The sequence below is a fragment of the Pontibacillus salicampi genome, from assembly GCF_042434395.1.
In the GTDB taxonomy this organism is placed as follows: domain Bacteria; phylum Bacillota; class Bacilli; order Bacillales; family BH030062; genus Pontibacillus; species Pontibacillus salicampi.
Window position 1 is genome coordinate 693,763 of sequence record NZ_JBHLTP010000003.1, and the last position, 13,520, is coordinate 707,282.

Genomic DNA, 13,520 nt, shown 5'->3' on the forward strand with positions numbered 1-13,520 from the left:
TGATATTGCAGCATTCCGCTCTTAAAGCTAATTTAATATCAAATATTAAGAAGAAAATCTCTAATGATAGGGGTTTTCTTCATTTGATTTATTAGGAATATGTTCAAAGATAATTTTCCATTAGATGTTAAGTGGGGTGAAACTATGAATAATTATTTAATTAGGCAACTGACCGATAAGATTGTACGTGCTTTACCAAAGGAAAAGAAAGAAATCTATACCTATGTGATGAGGATGGAAGATGAAGTTGAAAAAGAAGTTGCCACTTCGGCGGAGTTTCTAGATTATCTAAAGATTGAAGCTCCTCATAAGCTGGCAGCGGAACATTTTGGTCTCACACTCTTTGAACTATTACAAATTATGAAAGATGTTGAGTTAGATATAGATCAGCAATTAACTTCAATGATGGATGAAGTCAAATGGATGGATTGCACGGATTTTGTCTATTCTACTTCAACAAAGAAACAGAAAGTGTTTTACGTATCCATACCAAATTAATGCTCCCTTGCCTACGTATTATGTAATAAAAGTGTTATTTACTTAGGTATATAGTTGAATAAAGCGAGATTGTTTACAATAATAAGTCGTTTCTTTAAAATAAATCGTAACGATTACTAATTAGGGGGCTAACGATGTTAGACGATTTATATCGACAAATTGTGATGGATCACGCCAAATACAAACGAAACTATGGAAAGCTAGAAGGACAAAAAGGTGTCCACACTATACTTTATAAGAACCCTACCTGTGGAGACGTGATGGTCTTATATATACAGTTAGGAGAGAATGGGATAGAGGACTTATCATTTGAAGGTGAAGGATGCAGTATTAGTATGGCTTCATGCTCTATGATGACAGAACTTTTGAAAATTAATACAGTAAAGGAATGTAGGGAGAAGAGAGAGGCTTTTGAACGTTTAATTAGAGATGGTGAATTAAAAGATGATGTTGACTTAGGTGATGCCGCATCCCTTCAAGGAGTACACCGATTAAGGGCGCGACATAATTGTGCGCTGATGCCTTGGCAAGCACTCGACAAGTGGTTGGAGGAGCAAGAAATCGGTAACCATTAATGCGGCTAAAAAGTGGGGTAGGGCAAGGAGAATAAGCTTCGTAAGCAGTAGCGATTTTAATTAAGGAAGGTGCCAAGATGATATTATCTAGCCAAACTATTCAAAAGAAATTAGACAGTAATGAATTAATAATCGATCCACTACCATTTGAACATATTCAACCTGCTTCTATCGATTTAACGGTGGGAAGCCATTTTATGGCAGTGGATGAGTTCTGTACCACTAAAATTTCGGTAAAAGAGAGCGCCTCTTATCGTGATATATACATTGGACCTAATGAGAGCATTGTGATACCTCCACACTCATTTATTCTTGCCACAACCAAGGAGTGGGTGAAGCTACCTAATTACCTTACTGCTTTTGTGGAGGGCAGAAGCTCAATTGGCAGGATGGGGCTATTTGTTCAAAACGCAGGATGGGTTGATCCTGGCTTTGAAGGATGCATCACTCTAGAGTTATTCAATTCAAACCGTGCGCCTATTGAACTCTTCGAAGGGTGGCGAGTTTGTCAATTAGTTATTGCAGAAATGGACCAATCAACAAACCCTTACAAGGGGAAGTATGTTGGACAAACGAGTACAACGCCGAGCGCTGTTTACGAAGATAAAGAGAATAAAATCTAACTTATTACAACTATTTATAGTATGATGTCGGAAGAAATAACGCTTCATTAAAAGTATGGTTACTGTTCTGGTATTTACGGAAAATATCTTTCAACAAATGGTAATAAATGTTAAAATATAATGGGGAATTTTCATAAATTATACTAAGAATGAGTAAAATTGAATATTCTTTACATTCGGTGGCCTCTTAAATTTCTTAATTCTACACTAAAGTCATAATTGCAATGAATGAGTTGTTTTATACCCGATTCATTTATAATGAAATTGACCTGATAGCCACTATTATGATGAGATGTGGGTATAGCTCTTGATAAACAGATGGGAGGTTCTCAATGAGCACATTTCTATTAGGAATAGCATTATTTGTTAATCTGTTTTATATCGCAATCACTCTGTTTGGGCTAGATACTTGGTTAGGTATTAGAGTAGGTAATTATAATGGGGAATTGGGAGTATTATTAGTAGTAAGTTTCATTATTTCTTTATATATCTTTTTTAAAGAAAAACAAAAGCACGTTAATTCTTTTAAAATATTCTCGTTGATCGTTATAACTCTTAGTGTTGGAACGTTTGGTTGGTTTAGTTTTCTAAATATTCTAGGTCTTTTTATGGAGTTTTAGACATGGTTATGAAAATATTCAAGCCTTCACATAATAGGTAGTGCTTTAGCTTAACAAAGTAAAGCATTAATCGGTTCCTATATCATGGTAGGAACCGATTTTATAATGCCCTAATTTGTTTAATCTTGTATATTAGTAATTCAGTCGATCCTAATCCGATAGTGTGGAGCTTATCCTCCAGATTTCATAAAGGTTAGACTTGGAAGTGATTTCTCTACTCTGTTCGAAATTGGCGTTTTAGTTTTCCAATAGTAATAAAAGATGGAATGATACCTGCCAAAAGTCCTAATATAGAAGAGAGGGAAAGTACTCCTATAAATAGTCTTTTATCTACTATCCAATCGAAGATTCCTGTGGTGGCATAAGAATAGGTCCCCACACAAGCTATAAGAACAACCAAACCAATTAGTACCCCTGAAATAGTCACAATAAGAATTTCAATCAATGTCATGTTAAATATTTGTATTCTCTTTGCACCAATGACTTTTAGACCGTTAAACTCCTGTTTTCTAACAGACATAATAACAGCAAATGTATTAAATAAAGCTACAATAGATAAAATTAATGCAATTCCTCCGAGCAGGAGGGAAGCACCTAATTGCAAATCGTAGGAAGGGGCATCTGCATAATATGAATACTTGTTTATTTCCGAGCCAGGGAGTTGATTCTCAGAATACACATAGTCTAAATTATGGTTATAGAGGCTTTCCTCTACCGTTTTAAATAAAGTAACACTATTGAAGCTTTCATCCCGGATACCATCGGATTCAAAAATCCCTTCCACCGTTAGTATTTTTTGTGTGCCATTCTCAAGGAAAACCGGAATGGTATCACCAGGGTGAACGTCTTTGATCTTGTTCGAAAGAAGTATAGAATCCTCCGTAAGGTTAGAAGTCCCTTCTATTATTTGTAGTTCGGGTACTTTTCCCACTGTGAGCAGCATATTTAAATCAAATAAGTCATTTCTATGATGAAGTAGGGTTTCCGTACTCGTTAGCCCTAGAATATCGGTCCTCTCTTTCACTTCAAAGGGAGCCATTCCTTGGGTGACATAAGGATACTCGTCCGCAAATTCATATTGCTGCTGAGTCACAGCATCCATATATGTGATATTATTCAACATCATAACGGTCCCCATCGTCAGCATAATGGAGATAGAGACAGAGGCCACAGCGAATTTAGATGCTTTACCTTTTATATTTGCATGAGCGACTTGCCCTAAACTTTTACCCATGTTTCTAAAAAATAATGAAAGTATCCAATTAAATCCTTTCATTAAAATCGGTGTTAAACTCATAATCCCGGCGAGAAATAAGGAACATGCGCAGAATGCCATTCCTATTCCTATCCCTCCACTCATTGGTGTGAAATTGAGTATGGACACTCCGCCCAAAATTAAGATAATACCTGTTAATATACCAAGTACAGAAGTTTTTCCTGTAAATTCGCCTTCCTCTTTAATTGCTGAAGAAGGGGAGACAGATAAGGGTCTGTTGGCTGTTATTATGGTGACAATTATGGAAAGCATTATGATGCCTGATATTACTACACCATCCCAAGCCCAGAAATGGATTACCGTAAAATCTTCATTAACAATTCCCAGTCTTTGATAGGCATGTATTATGAATTTTGCTAAAGGAATACCAAGGAGAGTACCTATTAAGGATCCTCCAAGCCCAATAATAAGGGACTGTCCTGCAAGCATCGCTAGTATCTGCCTTTTATTTAGTCCGATTACCCGTAGAAGTGCAAGCGTTCGAAAACGATTCTGAATAGAAAATTGAACGGTTCCACTAATGACAAACATACTAATAACAAGACATACCGAACCCATTGTGATAAAAATGACCATCAGGGAATTATTTTTACTTGCGATGCTAGGCAATTCAGCCTTAGATGTATAATCCCCACTTAATACTGTATAATGGTTTTCCTTTAAAGATTGTTCCACATCTTTTGGTGAAGAGGTGGTAATCCCTGCACTAAAGCTTCCTATGGCATTTTCCTTAGCTATAGCATCTTCAAAAAAGATATAATTCTGAAGCTCATATAATTCTCTACTATCACTTGTCGCGATGCCACTAATTTCAAAACTTTCAACTTCTTCATTCGTTTTAATTGTAAGGTTATCCCCAATTTGCAGGCTGTTTCTTTCGGCAAACCTCTCATCCACCACGATTTGGTCATGCGATGGTTTGTTTCCATCTAAACCGAAATCACTTAGTTCCATGGATTCGAAATTATGTCCTGCCAATTTGGTGTACATTGCATTTTCTACTTCAACATGGAAGGAATAATCGGGGATTGCGTTATAGTTTTCTTGTAAAAACGAAATCTGCTCTTCACTTAGTAGAACTCTTCCACTAGATTTTTCTATCTCCTTATCAACATCACCATCCTCCTCCGTATGAGAAACCGTAATGTCTTGTTCAGCCATGACTACAAGGTCCATTCCTTTAAATCTTTTACCAGAATCAAATCCAGCAACAGATGAGAATACAAGATTAAGGCAGGCGCTAATAATACAGCTTGTGACAATAATGGCAAGGAAAGTACCGAAAAACAATTTAAGATTTTTACGAAGATCTGCAACTAGTAATTTACCCATTTTCAGACAACCTCACCATCACTTTGGAGACTTCAGAGGCATCAGGACGCTCTAATGTTTTTACAATTTTACCATCTAGTAAGAAATGTACAATATCACATTTAGAAGCAACCTTGCTATCATGAGTAATAATTACAGCTGGTGAACCAAATTCTTGGCTTCCTGCAAGCAGGAGTTCCAAGACTTCGTTTCCAGTATTTAAATCTAGTGCTCCGGTAGGTTCATCAGCAAGAATTAATTTACCTTTTCCTAACAGTGCACGAGCTATGGCAACCCGCTGCTGTTGTCCTCCAGATAATTTGGATGGCATCATTTTTTCCTTCCCCGACAACCCCAGTCTTTGAATTAACTCTTTCATTCGTGTACGATCAATTTTCTGACCGGAAGTTTTATAAGGGAGCTTGATGTTGTCAATGACATTTAAGACATCCACTAAGTTATATTGCTGGAATATATAATTTGTATGTGTTCTTCGGAATTCAGTTAATTTTGGCTCCTTTAGAGTAGCTATTTCTTCCCCAAAAATAACTACACTACCGCTTGTGATACTTTCCAATCCAGAAATACAATTAACAAGCGTGGTCTTACCGCAGCCTGACGGTCCCATAATGGCGGTTGATAGTCCGTCATAAATGTCAATGTTAATTCCCTTTAATACTGGAGTGGAGCTCCCTTTAAAGGTTTTAGTAAGATGGCGCACCTTAATAGCGACTTGTTCCTTGTTAAGAGGGACACCTGGAGTTTCTTCATGCTGTTTGTCAAAGAAGTACCCTATATCTACGCTGAAATAAGCAGCAAGATCAGGCAAGATTAAAACATCAGGCATTGAAAGGCCTTTTTCCCATTTTGATACAGCCTGTTTACTCACTCCAAATTGTGCAGCGACATCCGACTGTGAACGACCTTTTAGTTTTCGTAAATTTGTTAGGCGTTCACCTACAAAAACATTATCCATTATTTACAAGCTCCTTTTTCAATCCAAGATACCCTCTAAAGATGTCAAAAATAAGAAGAAAAAGCAACTAAATTTAGTCAACTAAAGGTTGACTTGCAATGAATTACCCAATCTTTATGTAGGTGTGGCAGCATTTTATATATTGTGTAGGAAATCTTAGTGTCTAAGAGGCTTTGTTATACGATGAATGGTAACCATTGCAAGGGGGAGGGTGGAGATTTTCATAAAGGATTGTATGAAAGGAGGGGCTTAAATAAAGCGAAGAGTTTAGTTATGTATTCATTCAACGGCCGCTAAACAGGCTTTTAGTAAAATTATATATTAATAGATAAGGCTGGTTATATAGCTGAATGAAGCACAAATATTATGTGTGCGGTAAGAAGCAAGAAATACTTTGATTTAGAACGAGCATTATTAAGCCAAGCAGCGTCTACTGGGACGCTGCTTGGTAACTACATCTAAATTCTTAATTTGGATTCTCAATGAATTTCTTAATCTCAGCTGTGAATTCCTCTGGTGCTTCCTGCGGTACCCAGTGGGAGGCGTTAATTCTTACTAATTTACTATTAGGTAGATCGTTTTCCAGCTTTTCGCCGGTCTCTACTGGTTGCCAAGTATCTTTAGCTCCCCATAGAAGAAGAACAGAGTGCTGGATGGAGGAAAGCTTAGGCGTAAGAGCCGTCGTTTCGTTTGTATTTAAGGCTGAAGCATTGCGGACGAGACTTAATTTGCCCTGTTCATGTAAATAAGGTGCCATGATGCCCTGTAAGAAGGTTTCCGTCAGCTGTTCCTTTTGGAAGAACATTTCTTTAAACCCATTAGAGAGGAAGTCCTCAATATCCTGAATAGAGTCGTTCTTTCTAGATGGGTGACCCATCATCAACATGTCTTGAATTGGCCAAGAATCGTATGCTACGGCATTGGAAAGAACTAGCTTATTGATTCGCTCTGGTTCATGATGAGCAAGGATTAATCCAACTCCTCCCGCAATATCATGAGCAACCACATTTACTTGCTCTAATTCCAGCTCGTCCATGAGCTTGACTATCATTTTTGCCTGTACGTGAAGAGAGCGGTCAAACTGATCACGCTGGTCAGACCACCCATAGCCAAGTAAATCAGGGGCAATGACCCGGTATTCTTCTTCTAACTCCGGAATGACGCTCTGATACAAATAGGACCAGGTCGGGATACCATGCAATAGCATGATAGGAGTTCCTGAGCCTACGTCTGTGTAGTTGATTTTCACAGGCTCTTCCACGACGCCTTCCAACGTGACGGATTGTTGTCTCTGTTTAAATGCTTCACCGTTGATAGTTTTATGATTCTCCATTATTCTACCTCCAACAAATGTTAAAATTTCAAGTTTTTAAATCATTATTTACGCACGCTTTTGAGTGATGAAGACGAGACATTCTTTCCATTTGAACATTACAGGCTAATCGACATTAATATTGATTAGCGAGTTTCATCCCCTTCACCCCTACTCGCATGAAAATAACCACTAAATTAATATTTAGTGGTTAGAATGGTACATTATGCTATAATTGGTGTCAACGAATTAAACATAAGATAGGCTGATAGTACGAAGTGTATAGAATTGTTATGGTATGTAGATGAGGCTATGGATAGTGATTACTTACAAATTATCATTCTCATAAATTATGTAGATTCTCTCCTTATTTTTGCGGAGATTTCTTGCTAGAGAGCTAGGGGAATATTCTAAATGCTCTATATGCTTTAGAATAAAGTATTTTAGTTCGTCAGAAACATATGGAGGATTGTTTAACTTGAAAGGTTGTGTTAGACACTTCATTAATGCGCGCAATTTCCTCGATGGTTGCCATGACTTCCCATACTCGTAAAGGTTCTATTAACCTGCTATTGAATTCATACATTACTGTGTATTTGTAATAACCCTATATGGAGGTGCTAAGCCATGAAGGTAGTAAACCATACTCAATTTAAGCGTGTACATAAGGTCACAACCCCTTCCAATATTCTATTTATGGATTTCGATGAAACATATTTTCCGCACGAATTCAGTTCATCACGTAGAGGAAAAATGTTAGAGCTGGAGGAATATTTATCTGATAAGGCAAGACATCAACAACTAATGTTTGGTTGGGTTACAGGAAGTAGTCTTGAATCTGTTTTTTCCAAGATGGAAAAAGGAGGTCTGACATTACTCCCGAATTTCATTGCAAGCAATTTAGGCACAGAAATTACATACTTTGAACGAGACAACTTTAATACAGTAGACTATGAATGGAAGTATATTCTTGAAAATACCAATTTTTCAAGCTCCAGAATAGAAGAGATACTGGAAACGCTTCATAATCAACATGGCATATTATTAGAATCACAGACCAATTTAGGAGGTTCCTCCTTCAAAAAAAATTACTATTATCACGAACAAAATCCTGCTCTTGATAAGAATAATTTGGGCCTAATTAGAAGCAAAGCCATGGAAATGGGTGTATCAGTAAATATCAACAAGTGTAATCCTATGGCTGGTGATCCTGAACATAGTTACGACGTAGATTTTATTCCTCTAGGTACAGGTAAAGATAAAATAGTAGAATTTATGCTTGATAAGTACGGAGTTAGTAGAGATAGATCCTTTGCCTTTGGTGATAGTGGGAATGACATAGCTATGCTTACCTCTGTTGGGCATGGGTACTTAGTAGAAAATGCAACCGAAGAAGCAAAAAGTCAACATACCAATATCTCTATCGGAAAATATGCAGAAGGAATTTTAAATACACTAAATACGTATATTTGAAATTAACATGGAAGCAGGTTGGTGATTTTAGTTAGCAGTAAGCTCATATTTCTATTCATAATGGAAGTGAACATCTGAAAAAGATAATAGAGCAATTTTTTAAGGTGATTTATAACTGCTTTCTACTCCAAAAAAAGAATAATGGTCATCATCCTCCTTTTTATGAAAAATAATTCTATGATATTTGGGTTGTTAAATGGGGAGATCATGCAATGGGAATAAACGATATAATAGTTTACATTGTCATCTTATTTATGTGTATAGGTGCGATGGACAAGCTAATAGGAAATAAGTTGGGGGTTGGCGAGAGGTTTACAGAAGGATTTATGACAATGGGGTCGTTAACATTGGCGATGGTTGGGATTATATCATTAGCTCCTGTTATAGCAAGTATCTTAACCCCATTTGTTGCGCCAGTTTATAGTGTGTTTGGTGCAGATCCGGCCTCCTTTGCTAACACTTTAGTAGCACTGGATATGGGGGGGTACTCGTTAGCAACGGAGATGGCACAGGGGAAGGATGCTGAACTATTTGCATGGGTTTTTTTAGGTACGATGATGGGACCGACCTTAGCATTTACTATTCCTGTGGCATTAAGCATTATTGACAAGGAAGATCATACGTATTTTGCGAAAGGAATTTTATTAGGATTAATAACTGTCCCTGTCGGTTGTTTAATAGGTGGAATAGTTGCGGATTTAAATATTCTTATAATCATACAAAACCTTATTCCTACCATCATTTTATCCATATTTATTTCTATCGGTTTATTTATCTATACAGATAAAATGATCGCTGGTTTTGCTGTCTTTGCGAAAGGTATTCACATAGTAGCTATTATAGGTTTAACTGCTATTAGTGTTGAAACCTTCACGGGCATAGTAATAATCCCTAATATGACACCACTTGTTGAAGGGGTTGAAATTGTAGCGATGATCGCTGTTTTTCTTGCAGGTGCCTTTCCGATGGTTACGGTTATCTCTTTTCTCCTTAAACAGCCATTAAAACAAATAGGATATGCATTAGGTATGAATGAGGTTTCAACGGCGGGCTTAATGGCAACCCTGGCTCATAACATCCCTATGTTATCCCTGTTAAAGGATATGAACCCAAGAGGAAAAGTCATTAATGTTGCTTTTGCTGTCAGCGGTGCTTTCGTATTAGGAAGCCATTTAGGTTTTGTTGCTGGAGTTAATAAAGACATTGTATTTGCAATGATAGTTGGGAAGCTAGTAGGAGGAATTAGTGCTGTAGTTCTAGCTGTTATTGTGACTAGAAAGTGGGTTTAAATTAGTTGTGCTGTTCATATGTTCTGAATGAATGCCGTGATGTTTTTGGTTCATACAGCCTTTAGTTGACTATTGTGGATGTGGGAGAGGGCAATGATGAGAGAGATGAAGGCATGTCTACTTTTGGACCCCACTGTATGGTGGTTAAATATTTTAGGAGGAGTTAAGTATGCCGATATGCCAAAACTGCAAGGGTTGCTATTAGGACACTTTTCCCCTTTACTATGGTAGAAACGGTAGAAGCATCCGAAAACAGACCAATAACCATAAAAAGCTGGCCATCACGAACAATATTTTTGTTCATGGAGGCCAGTTTTTTAAATGCACACAGGTTATAAACAAAATTAGGAAACCTTCTATATTTGTATATTTACTTTTGAGGGAAGATGAATCTCCTTCGTGAACGTGGATAAGAATCTCAAATCGATATAGGTAGGGAAATAAGCTCATTTTCCCTAGGATATATCTCCTTTTTTGTAAAGTCTATGTAGATGTTAATTTGTACTACGTTCACATCCATTCAGTAAAATTATCCTTAAATTTTGCCATATTATAGTAAAAACAATAGACCACCTATACGTACTTGGAAGTTCCTTAGGTACATACAAGTAATAATTGCAGCGCTTTCATTAATGAGATAGATAAAGATACAATATGAGTCGAATAAAGGAAAGGGGAGAAGAGTAATGAAGCATATTTTACTTATTAATGGTCATGAAGCGTATAATAAATCCAAAGGAGAGTTAAACCATACACTTTTTCAGGAGTGGCATAAGGTATTATCTTCCAAGTACGAAGTCAACACAACGATTGTAGATGAGGGGTACAACGTGGATGATGAATTAGAAAAGTGGAAGTGGGCAGATGTAGTCATCATGCAGACACCTATCTATTGGTTTAGCATTCCAGGGAAGTTTAAAGGTTATATTGATAGAGTGTTCATGGATAACATTTTCTTTACGGGATCAACACGATATGGTCATGGAGGGCTATTGACTGAAAAGCAATACATGTTCTCTTTAACATGGAATGCTCCAGCATCTATATTTAATAACTATGATGCATTCTATGAAGGGAATTCATTGGATGAAGCTATTTATCATCTTCATAAAATGAATCAGTACGTAGGGATGAACCCCCTTCCGACATTTTCCGTTCATGATGTTGTCAAATCAACTGATGTACCGCAATATAAAAATCAAATAAAGAACCATTTCAATGAAGTCTTCGAGGACTAAGTACAAGTGCAGAAATGTCATTCATAGTTACTAAGCTCAAGGTGAGATAGGAAGGTTTATAAAATGCTAAAACGCTTGAAGCCAATTCCAAGCGTTTTAGCATGCTAATCAGATAAACCCTTAACGAACAATTCTGATGTCACCAATTCCAACCCCTCCTTTGTTGAACATGGCAGTCTTTTACACCCCCAACAAGGAAATTGCCAATCTGTTAGGATTGGCATCTCGTGATTCTGTGGTTTACCTGTATAGTTCATAATAAAAATGATCCAATTAGTAATATAACGTATTTACCTTATGGCACTTCATACATTGCTCATGGTGAGCAGATGGAATATATTCGTGCTCACATTCTTCTTGTAGCTGGTGAAGTTGTTTCTCTAATGCATTTATGTGAATTTTCAACTGTGCAATTTCTTCCGTTATGTCTTGTGCTTTCATATTCCGTGCTCCTTCCATGTAATAAGAATTACTGGTATATAGAACCGCCAGATCTTTGGAACTCAGCTGCTTTTTCTTTCATTCCCTTTGATATTGCTTCATCTGTAGCAAGCTGTTGTTCCTTTGTGTAATTCCTTATATCCTGTGAAATTCTCATACTGCAAAACTTTGGACCGCACATGGAGCAGAAGTGAGCTGTCTTTGCACCTTCGGCTGGTAATGTTTCATCATGGTATTCCAACGCTCTATCTGGGTCTAGTGCTAAATGAAATTGATCTCTCCAGCGAAATTCGAAGCGAGATTTAGAAAGGGCATTGTCTCTTAATTGAGCACTAGGATGGCCTTTTGCTAAATCAGCAGCATGAGCAGCAATTTTATATGTGATCACTCCTTCACGGACATCGTCTTTATTTGGTAAGCCAAGGTGTTCTTTGGGAGTAACATAACAAAGCATAGCGGTCCCATACCAGCCAATCATCGCCGCCCCTATAGCCGAGGTGATGTGGTCATAGCCTGGCGCGATATCTGTTGTTAAGGGGCCGAGAGTATAAAAGGGTGCTTCTTCACATATTTCCAGTTGTTTGTCCATGTTCTCTTTAATAAGGTGCATAGGAACATGTCCTGGGCCTTCGACCATTACTTGTACATCGTGCTCCCATGCTTTTTTTGTTAATTCTCCAAGGGTTTCGAGTTCCTTGAACTGAGCTTCATCGTTGGCATCTGCTATGGAGCCAGGTCGCAAACCATCTCCAAGTGAGAAGGATACGTCATAGGTTTTCATGATATCGCATATTTCGTCAAAATGAGTGTATAAGAAGTTCTCCTCATGGTGATATAAACACCACTGAGCCATTATAGAACCACCTCGTGACACAATTCCGGTTAAGCGGCTGGCAGTTAGCGGGACGTAGGAAAGTAATACACCGGCATGTATAGTAAAATAATCCACTCCTTGCTCAGCTTGCTCAATTAACGTGTCCCTGACGATTTCCCATGTTAAGTCTTCTGCAACTCCATTCACCTTCTCCAGTGCCTGATAAATAGGGACGGTTCCAACAGGGACAGCGGAATTTCGTATAATCCATTCTCTTGTCTTGTGGATATCTTTTCCGGTTGATAAATCCATAATGGTATCTGCCCCCCATCGGGTAGCCCATGTCATCTTTTCTACTTCTTCTTCTATAGAGGAGGTAACCGCAGAATTTCCTATATTAGCATTCACCTTTACGTGAAAATGCCTGCCGATAATCATAGGTTCTATTTCTGGGTGATTGATATTAGAAGGAATAATAGCACGTCCTTTTGCAATTTCTTCTCGTACAAATTCAGGATCTCTCTGCTCTCGTATTGCTACAAATTCCATTTCTTTTGTAACTATACCCCTCTTTGCATAAGAAAGCTGGGTAATCCGTTGACCTTCTTTAGCTTTCTTAGGCTTATCGTTTTGATTTGGGAATGCCATATGGTCTATCCGAGGATCTGCCATGTGTTTATACCCATTATCCTCTGGAAGCATAACTCTTCCTTGATATTGTTCTACATCTCCTCGCTCATCAATCCAACCGCTTCGAAGCGGAGGCAGACCCTTTGTAATATCTATACGAAAGTCTTCATCTGTGTAGGGACCGCTGCTATCATACACTCGGAGAGGAGGATTATCCTCTTCCCCAAATGAGCCAGTAGTAGGGGATAGCTGTATTTCTCTCATTGGTACCTGAATATCAGCTTGAGATCCTTGTACATACACTTTTTTACTTCCAGAAAAACTGGACATAATCGTCATGTTCTTTTCATTTACGCTTTGTTTAACCATATTCTTCATCTCTCCTTCTTATAGATGGGAAGGACGAGATCCAGAACAACCTTAAAGAGTTGAAAGTACATAAAA

12 protein-coding genes are annotated in these 13,520 nt (G+C 37.7%); 7 read left to right on the plus strand and 5 right to left on the minus strand.

All coding sequences use genetic code 11. The annotated features are described in order from the left end of the window. Window positions 1-144: 144 nt before the first annotated feature. The 4 genes from ACFFGV_RS04955 (at window position 145) to ACFFGV_RS04970 (ending at window position 2,316) form a co-directional block, all read left to right on the plus strand. On the plus strand, window positions 145-498 hold the full coding sequence (locus ACFFGV_RS04955) for a hypothetical protein (protein WP_377345469.1): 354 nt from the start codon (window positions 145-147) through the stop codon (window positions 496-498). A gap of 134 nt (window positions 499-632) precedes the next feature. Next, window positions 633-1,073, plus strand: coding sequence for a Fe-S cluster assembly sulfur transfer protein SufU (gene sufU / locus ACFFGV_RS04960; RefSeq protein WP_377345470.1), 441 nt, complete (start codon window positions 633-635; stop codon window positions 1,071-1,073). 77 nt (window positions 1,074-1,150) lie between these two features. Beyond that, a complete protein-coding gene (dcd, locus tag ACFFGV_RS04965) occupies window positions 1,151-1,696 on the plus strand; it encodes a dCTP deaminase (RefSeq protein WP_377345471.1) in 546 nt (181 codons plus the stop codon). Window positions 1,697-2,028: 332 nt separating this feature from the next. Continuing rightward, window positions 2,029-2,316: a hypothetical protein gene (locus tag ACFFGV_RS04970; protein WP_377345472.1), complete on the plus strand. Its 288-nt coding sequence runs from the start codon at window positions 2,029-2,031 to the stop codon at window positions 2,314-2,316. Window positions 2,317-2,530: 214 nt separating this feature from the next. Here the strand turns inward: ACFFGV_RS04970 and ACFFGV_RS04975 are convergent, their stop codons facing one another. The 3 genes from ACFFGV_RS04975 to ACFFGV_RS04985 form a co-directional block, all read right to left on the minus strand. Further along, window positions 2,531-4,924, minus strand: a complete 2,394-nt coding sequence (locus ACFFGV_RS04975) for an ABC transporter permease (protein ID WP_377345473.1) — start codon at window positions 4,922-4,924, stop codon at window positions 2,531-2,533. Next, window positions 4,917-5,879: an ATP-binding cassette domain-containing protein gene (locus ACFFGV_RS04980; protein WP_377345474.1), complete on the minus strand. Its 963-nt coding sequence runs from the start codon at window positions 5,877-5,879 to the stop codon at window positions 4,917-4,919. Before ACFFGV_RS04980 ends, ACFFGV_RS04975 begins: the two co-directional genes overlap by 8 nt. Window positions 5,880-6,345: 466 nt before the next feature. Then, complete coding sequence (locus ACFFGV_RS04985; RefSeq protein ID WP_377345475.1) at window positions 6,346-7,212, minus strand: alpha/beta fold hydrolase; 867 nt, start codon at window positions 7,210-7,212, stop codon at window positions 6,346-6,348. A gap of 606 nt (window positions 7,213-7,818) precedes the next feature. On the opposite strand from ACFFGV_RS04985, the gene ACFFGV_RS04990 reads away from it, so the two are divergent. The 3 genes from ACFFGV_RS04990 to ACFFGV_RS05000 all read left to right on the plus strand — a co-directional run bounded on the left by ACFFGV_RS04990 (window position 7,819) and on the right by ACFFGV_RS05000 (window position 11,191). Further along, complete coding sequence (locus ACFFGV_RS04990; RefSeq protein ID WP_377345476.1) at window positions 7,819-8,664, plus strand: HAD-IIB family hydrolase; 846 nt, start codon at window positions 7,819-7,821, stop codon at window positions 8,662-8,664. Window positions 8,665-8,876: 212 nt separating this feature from the next. Continuing rightward, on the plus strand, window positions 8,877-9,953 hold the full coding sequence (gene eutH, locus ACFFGV_RS04995) for an ethanolamine utilization protein EutH (RefSeq protein WP_377345477.1): 1,077 nt from the start codon (window positions 8,877-8,879) through the stop codon (window positions 9,951-9,953). Window positions 9,954-10,639: 686 nt separating this feature from the next. Beyond that, a complete protein-coding gene (locus ACFFGV_RS05000; protein ID WP_377345478.1) occupies window positions 10,640-11,191 on the plus strand; it encodes an NAD(P)H-dependent oxidoreductase in 552 nt (183 codons plus the stop codon). A 273-nt stretch (window positions 11,192-11,464) separates the two neighbouring features. On the opposite strand, the gene ACFFGV_RS05005 is transcribed toward ACFFGV_RS05000, so the two are convergent. After that, complete coding sequence (locus ACFFGV_RS05005; RefSeq protein ID WP_377345479.1) at window positions 11,465-11,632, minus strand: serine protease; 168 nt, start codon at window positions 11,630-11,632, stop codon at window positions 11,465-11,467. Between the two features lie 28 nt (window positions 11,633-11,660). After that, window positions 11,661-13,445 carry a phosphomethylpyrimidine synthase ThiC gene (gene thiC / locus ACFFGV_RS05010; RefSeq protein WP_377345480.1) on the minus strand — a complete coding sequence of 595 codons (1,785 nt, stop codon included), beginning with the start codon at window positions 13,443-13,445 and terminating at the stop codon, window positions 11,661-11,663. Window positions 13,446-13,520 lie beyond the last annotated feature (75 nt).

Coding starts and splice junctions, on each gene's coding strand:
- ACFFGV_RS04970 (WP_377345472.1), top strand. CDS start 2,029: ATGAGCACATTTCTATTAGGAATAGCATTATTTGTTAATCTGTTTTAT.
- ACFFGV_RS04955 (WP_377345469.1), top strand. CDS start 145: ATGAATAATTATTTAATTAGGCAACTGACCGATAAGATTGTACGTGCT.
- ACFFGV_RS04980 (WP_377345474.1), bottom strand. CDS start 5,879: ATGGATAATGTTTTTGTAGGTGAACGCCTAACAAATTTACGAAAACTA.
- ACFFGV_RS04985 (WP_377345475.1), bottom strand. CDS start 7,212: ATGGAGAATCATAAAACTATCAACGGTGAAGCATTTAAACAGAGACAA.
- ACFFGV_RS04990 (WP_377345476.1), top strand. CDS start 7,819: ATGAAGGTAGTAAACCATACTCAATTTAAGCGTGTACATAAGGTCACA.
- thiC (WP_377345480.1), bottom strand. CDS start 13,445: ATGGTTAAACAAAGCGTAAATGAAAAGAACATGACGATTATGTCCAGT.
- ACFFGV_RS05005 (WP_377345479.1), bottom strand. CDS start 11,632: ATGAAAGCACAAGACATAACGGAAGAAATTGCACAGTTGAAAATTCAC.
- ACFFGV_RS04975 (WP_377345473.1), bottom strand. CDS start 4,924: ATGGGTAAATTACTAGTTGCAGATCTTCGTAAAAATCTTAAATTGTTT.
- eutH (WP_377345477.1), top strand. CDS start 8,877: ATGGGAATAAACGATATAATAGTTTACATTGTCATCTTATTTATGTGT.
- ACFFGV_RS05000 (WP_377345478.1), top strand. CDS start 10,640: ATGAAGCATATTTTACTTATTAATGGTCATGAAGCGTATAATAAATCC.
- sufU (WP_377345470.1), top strand. CDS start 633: ATGTTAGACGATTTATATCGACAAATTGTGATGGATCACGCCAAATAC.
- dcd (WP_377345471.1), top strand. CDS start 1,151: ATGATATTATCTAGCCAAACTATTCAAAAGAAATTAGACAGTAATGAA.